General features: G+C 39.3%; 6 protein-coding genes. All 6 read left to right on the forward strand.

The genetic code is table 11. The annotated features are described in order from the left end of the window. Positions 1-225 precede the first annotated feature (225 nt). The 6 genes from Q7J67_09200 (at position 226) to Q7J67_09225 (ending at position 4,920) form a co-directional block, all read left to right on the forward strand. Positions 226-723, forward strand: coding sequence for a metal-dependent transcriptional regulator (locus Q7J67_09200; GenBank protein ID MDO9465456.1), 498 nt, complete (start codon positions 226-228; stop codon positions 721-723). 28 nt (positions 724-751) lie between these two features. After that, positions 752-979 (forward strand): FeoA family protein, encoded by a 228-nt coding sequence (locus Q7J67_09205; GenBank protein MDO9465457.1) that lies wholly within the window; start codon positions 752-754, stop codon positions 977-979. Continuing rightward, positions 976-1,215 carry a FeoA family protein gene (locus Q7J67_09210; GenBank protein MDO9465458.1) on the forward strand — a complete coding sequence of 80 codons (240 nt, stop codon included), beginning with the start codon at positions 976-978 and terminating at the stop codon, positions 1,213-1,215. Before Q7J67_09205 ends, Q7J67_09210 begins: the two co-directional genes overlap by 4 nt. Positions 1,216-1,285: 70 nt before the next feature. Next, positions 1,286-3,433, forward strand: a complete 2,148-nt coding sequence (gene feoB / locus Q7J67_09215; protein MDO9465459.1) for a ferrous iron transport protein B — start codon at positions 1,286-1,288, stop codon at positions 3,431-3,433. Between the two features lies 1 nt (position 3,434). Further along, positions 3,435-3,587 (forward strand): YezD family protein, encoded by a 153-nt coding sequence (locus Q7J67_09220; GenBank protein ID MDO9465460.1) that lies wholly within the window; start codon positions 3,435-3,437, stop codon positions 3,585-3,587. 100 nt (positions 3,588-3,687) lie between these two features. Then, positions 3,688-4,920 (forward strand): porin, encoded by a 1,233-nt coding sequence (locus Q7J67_09225; protein ID MDO9465461.1) that lies wholly within the window; start codon positions 3,688-3,690, stop codon positions 4,918-4,920. Positions 4,921-5,305 lie beyond the last annotated feature (385 nt).

Consider the following 5,305-nt stretch of genomic DNA (forward strand, 5'->3'; position numbering starts at 1 on the left):
TGCTTCTTTCCTTATCTCCTTAAATATTTTCGCAGATACTATTAATATTTTCCTGACCCCATCCCGAAAGCTTTCGGGATGGGGTCCCTTGTATCCTCCACCTAGGGGGTAAGGATGTATCTTACCATTTCCACACACAAAAAAATTTTCACTTGACAGGCAAAAATAGATATGTTAGATTTACTTAACAAATAAAGACACCTTTAAATGATTTAAGGTTTTAATATGAAAAAAGATAAAAAATGCAGCCCGGATATGGAGGATTATCTGGAGGCTATACTTATTCTTAAAGAAAGACATAAGGTTGCGAGAGTTAGAGACATAAGCCGCCTGATGAATGTAAAACCGCCCAGTGTAGCCTCAGCTCTACAGACTCTTTCCAGAGATAATTTTGTGATTCATGAGGCATATGGCTATGTTGACCTTACTCCAGAAGGAGAAGAATTAGCTAAAAGAATACAAAAGCGGCATGAAATGCTGAGCAAATTCCTGAGAGAAATTCTGTGTATTAATCCAAAAATAGCGGCAGAAGATGCCTGCAGAATGGAGCATGCGATCAGTCAGGAAACATCAAAAAAGTTGACAAAGTTCTTAGAGTTTGTGCAAACCTGCCCGGATCATGATAGACCTGATTGGCTGAAGAGTTTTGATCATTATTTTAAGACTGGCAAGCGGCTAAAGTGTAAGATAAGAGAGCTTAAACAGAAAGATGAGACTAAGTAATTTATGAAAGGGGGAAAATATGGTTGATATGGTATTAAGCGAACTAAAACCAGGTCAAGGAGGCAAGATTACGAAGATCTCGGGCAAAGGTTCTGTTCGCAGGCGAATTTTGGATATGGGAGTTGTTAAGGGAGCGGACATAGAGATGGAGCGGGTTGCTCCATTAGGGGATCCGATTGAAGTAAAGATAAAAGGGTATCATCTCTCCCTGCGTAAAGAAGAAGCTTCGGATATACATGTGGAAATAAAAAAATGAAGGGGCAGTATTTACCTTTGAATATGGTCTCACCTGGCAGAAAAGTGAAACTAGTTGCAGTAAGAGGTGGTCAGGGTATAAGAAGAAGGCTTAATGATATGGGGTTAAGTATAGGGGCGGAATTTAGAATTATACACTCCCACTTTTTCGGGCCATGTATTATTGCTGTAGATAATACAAGATTGATTCTTGGCCGTGGAATGTCTCATAAGATATTGGTAGAAGATACATCTTAAATTTTTTTATGTATAAAGTTAGATAGATACAACATAGTTATATATATAAAACAAAGAGGAGGAATAAAGAATGCAAAAGAAGCTAACTATTGCTTTAGCGGGTAATCCCAATTCAGGGAAAACCACTGTGTTTAACAATCTGACAGGAGCACGCCAGCATGTAGGCAATTATCCGGGCGTAACTGTTGAAAAGAAAGAAGGGACTTTAAAGTATAAGGATTACTCAATAAACATAGTTGATTTGCCGGGAACGTACAGTTTGACAGCCTATTCAATTGATGAAATTGTTACACGTAATTTTGTGATAGAAGAAAAACCGGATGTAGTAATTGATGTTATTGATACTTCCAATCTTGAGAGAAATCTGTATTTAGCCACACAGTTTATGGAGTTGGGCGTTCCTTTAATCCTTGCTTTAAACATGTCTGATGTAGCAAAAAAGCAGGGAACAAAGATAGATAAAAACAGGTTAGCTGAGCTTTTAGACGTTCCTATTGTTTCTACTGTAGCTACTAAAAAAATTGGCATGAAAGAATTACTTGATGAGATAGTGAGTCTTGTTGAAGCCAGAACTGAACCAGAAAAAACAATTGTGCATTATGGGAAGGAGATTCGGGAGGAGCTAAAAAAACTGGAGGAAATTCTCAAAAAAGATAAACCTCTTGGAGAAAAATATCCTTTAAGATGGCTGGCAGTAAAGCTCTTGGAAACAGACGAGGAGATTATAAAAAAAATAGAGGAAAGTTCCTTTTCGGAGGAGATTCTAAGCGCAGTAGAAAAGAGTACTGCTCATTTAAAAAGCATCTTTAATGATGAGCCTGACGCAATAATTGCAGACAGGCGTTATGGATTTATTAGCGGTGCATGTTCTGAAGCAGTTTCAAGAAACTATGAAACACGTCATACCTCCTCTGACAGGATAGATAAGGTGCTTGTTAATCGTATCTTAGGCTTGCCTATTTTCCTTGGGTTAATGTGGTTAGTATTTAGATTTACTTTTAAAGCAAGCGAGCCTTTAATGGGCTGGATTGAGTCAGCGCAGGAATGGTTAGGAAACATGTTTGGCGGGTTTTTACCTGATGGCAGCGCAATTCGATCATTAGTGGTTGATGGAATAATCGGCGGAGTAGGAAGCGTGCTTATATTTGTGCCGATTATATTCCTGTTATTTCTGGCAATGGCTGTTTTAGAGGACTCAGGATATATGGCAAGAGCAGCTTTTATTATGGACAGGCTTATGCATAAGATTGGTTTGCATGGCCGCTCTTTTATTCCAATGCTCTTGGGTTTTGGCTGTAATCTGCCTGCAATTATGGCAACAAGAACAATAGAGGATAGGAAAGACAGACTGGTAACTATTCTGGTTAATCCTTTTATAAGCTGTGGCGCAAGACTACCTGTATATACTTTGTTTATCGGAGCATTCTTTGCTGAAAGGATAGCAGGGAATGTATTATTCTCTCTATATATTCTTGGGATGATCGTAGCTATTGTAATGGCTAAGATATTTCGCAGATTTCTGTTCAAGGGCCCAGCATCGCCATTTGTTATGGAACTTCCGCCTTATCGTATACCAACTGTAAAGGGGCTTTTTATCCATATGTGGGAAAGAGGAGTGGTTTATTTAAAGAAAGCAGGGACAGTTATTTTTGTCGGGTGTGTCCTAATCTGGTTTTTGAGTAATTTCCCATGGCAGCCCCAATATTCAAAAGACTACAATACTCTAATTGAACAGGCTCAAGAGAATGAAGGATTAGTTTCCAAACTGGAAAACGAAAAGGCATTTGAGAAAATGGAGAAGAGTTATGCGGGAAGGCTTGGCAGGATAATCTCCCCTGTGTTCAAGCCTTTGGGATTCGACGATTGGAAGACGTCTGTAGGATTAATTGGGGGGTTTATTGCAAAGGAAGTTGTTGTTGGAACATTAGGAACGCTTCATTCAGTTGGCGAAGCGGATGAAGAATCCAAAACTCTGCGTCAGGCGCTTCAGAATCAGAAGCGTTCCGATGGAAGCAGAATGTATAATCCATTAGTTGCTTACAGCTTTATGGTTTTTGTACTTCTATATATGCCATGTGTAGCTGTAATTGCAGTAATAAAGAGAGAAACAAATTCGTGGAGATGGCCGATATTCACAGCAGTTTATACCACTGCTGTTGCATGGATAGTTGCCTTCCTTATTTATCAGGGCGGAATGCTGCTAGGGTTTGGAGGGTAGCGTGAAACTCACGAGTAAAAGGAAAGGCATTAATCCAAAGATATTGGAAGAGGTGGCAGAATATATCAATCAAATAAACTATGGAGAGGTGGTAATAGTAATTCATGATTCAAAAATCGTTCAAATAGAAAGAAAAGAAAAAAAGCGCTTTTAATTTAAGCCAGCCACTGTACAAACAGAGCTAAAATCTAAATTGGCTTTAGGATACCGACTGAACAAGCAGAGGTCATAGAGCAAAAAGTAAGGAGAAGGAAATGAAATTTGACCTCAAGATTGGATTAGCCGGTGTTTTAATTGTTGCTTTTCTCAGCAATGCTTGTATGGGGGGCAGTGAAACTGCTCAAAAAGGAGTTACAGAAGAACAGAGAGGAGCTGCAGCAAAGATAATAGACTTATTACAAAGGAAAGGAATTATTACAGCTTCGGAAGCAGAAGAGTTGAAGAAAGAGCTCATAACGAAGAAGCAGAAAGAAAAAGCCAAGATAGCCAAATCTATAGAAGATAAGACACAGGCAAGCTTTAAGGTTCCGCAGATTGGTTCAGATAAGATGAAGATAGGGGGAATGATTAAATTTAGAAATTCTCATTGCCGGGGACATAAAGAGGATAGATCGACAACATCAAGCGGGAAGAAAGACTATGATACTTTTAAGGTTTCAGACGATTCCCTTGATATTGAGGGAGAAATTACAGACGACTGGAACTACGGTATCAGCCTTACGATGAACGAACAGGATAATGGGAGCAATCTAAGGGATATATGGATGCAATGGACAGGTTTACCGTATGCTGCAATAACAGCCGGTCAGTTCAATGTTCCATTCAGGGAAGGGGTGGATACAATAGAAGAAGTAGAAGTAGTTGATTCCATAACACCTGAAAGAGATATTGGTGTGGCAGTTAGCGGAGATATCCTGGATAAGAAAATTACTTATGCTTTAGGTGTATTTAATGGGAGCGGCATCAATACCTCGGATGATAATGACCAGAAGGACATTATAGGAAGAGTAGTTGTCTCTCCCTTTAAAGACAGTAATGGGGTATTGGAGGGATTGAGCATGGGTGTATCAGCTCAGGGAGGACGTCAGCCTAATGAAACTTCTGAAGGAATTACTTATGGCGGAGACAGAACAAGAATCGGCGGCTTGCTCAAATATGAAGGGAATATAGCCAATAGAGGATTTAAACTTCAGGGTGAATATATTCAGCAGAAAAGAGACAGGGATGACCAGAAAGCTGATATCAGTTCTGATGGATGGTACGCGCAAGCAACATATGAACTCAATCCAAAGTGGTGGTCTGTTTACCAGTATGGAGTGTACAATCCAAGTGGAAAGTCTTCAGGTGATACAAGAAGGACAAGCACAGTGGGCATCAAATACACTTTCAATGAGTATACGAGTATACAGATGGACTACAGAACGCTAGAATATCCTAACTCTAAGAATGGCCAAGAACTTCTAACTGAACTTACACTGGAATTTTAATGCTATAGCCATTCTAGGTACGTGTGCACATATTGCCACAGTGCAGGAGAACAAAAGTATTCTGTGCTGTGGTATTAAATAGGGTTTCTTATTTAGTCGTTTTTTCCCTTTCTGTTTCTTGCTATGTGGCTACTTTGTTGTGTAAGTGACATTATATTTCCACTTTTGTTTGTGAAAGACAGAAAAGTCTAACCCCAGTAAAGACACCCTGTTCCTACACATTTCCGCCAGAAAACCAGAAAACTCTGTAATACACAAATGATAATGTCCTATTTGGCACATTTAGAAATGTCCTAATTTAAAGAGGCTATAATACCCGATTTAATAGGAGGGTATTATGGCAGAAAGGGATATTATCATGGCAAGTCAAAGAGAGCTAAAGCGG

The sequence above is a fragment of the bacterium genome, from assembly GCA_030652805.1.
Taxonomy (GTDB): Bacteria; JAHJDO01; JAHJDO01; order JAHJDO01; family JAHJDO01; genus JAHJDO01.

Bases quoted from the DNA above. Each gene is read 5' to 3' on its own strand.
- Q7J67_09205 (MDO9465457.1), top strand. From the start codon at position 752: ATGGTATTAAGCGAACTAAAACCAGGTCAAGGAGGCAAGATTACGAAG.
- Q7J67_09210 (MDO9465458.1), top strand. From the start codon at position 976: ATGAAGGGGCAGTATTTACCTTTGAATATGGTCTCACCTGGCAGAAAA.
- Q7J67_09225 (MDO9465461.1), top strand. From the start codon at position 3,688: ATGAAATTTGACCTCAAGATTGGATTAGCCGGTGTTTTAATTGTTGCT.
- feoB (MDO9465459.1), top strand. From the start codon at position 1,286: ATGCAAAAGAAGCTAACTATTGCTTTAGCGGGTAATCCCAATTCAGGG.
- Q7J67_09200 (MDO9465456.1), top strand. From the start codon at position 226: ATGAAAAAAGATAAAAAATGCAGCCCGGATATGGAGGATTATCTGGAG.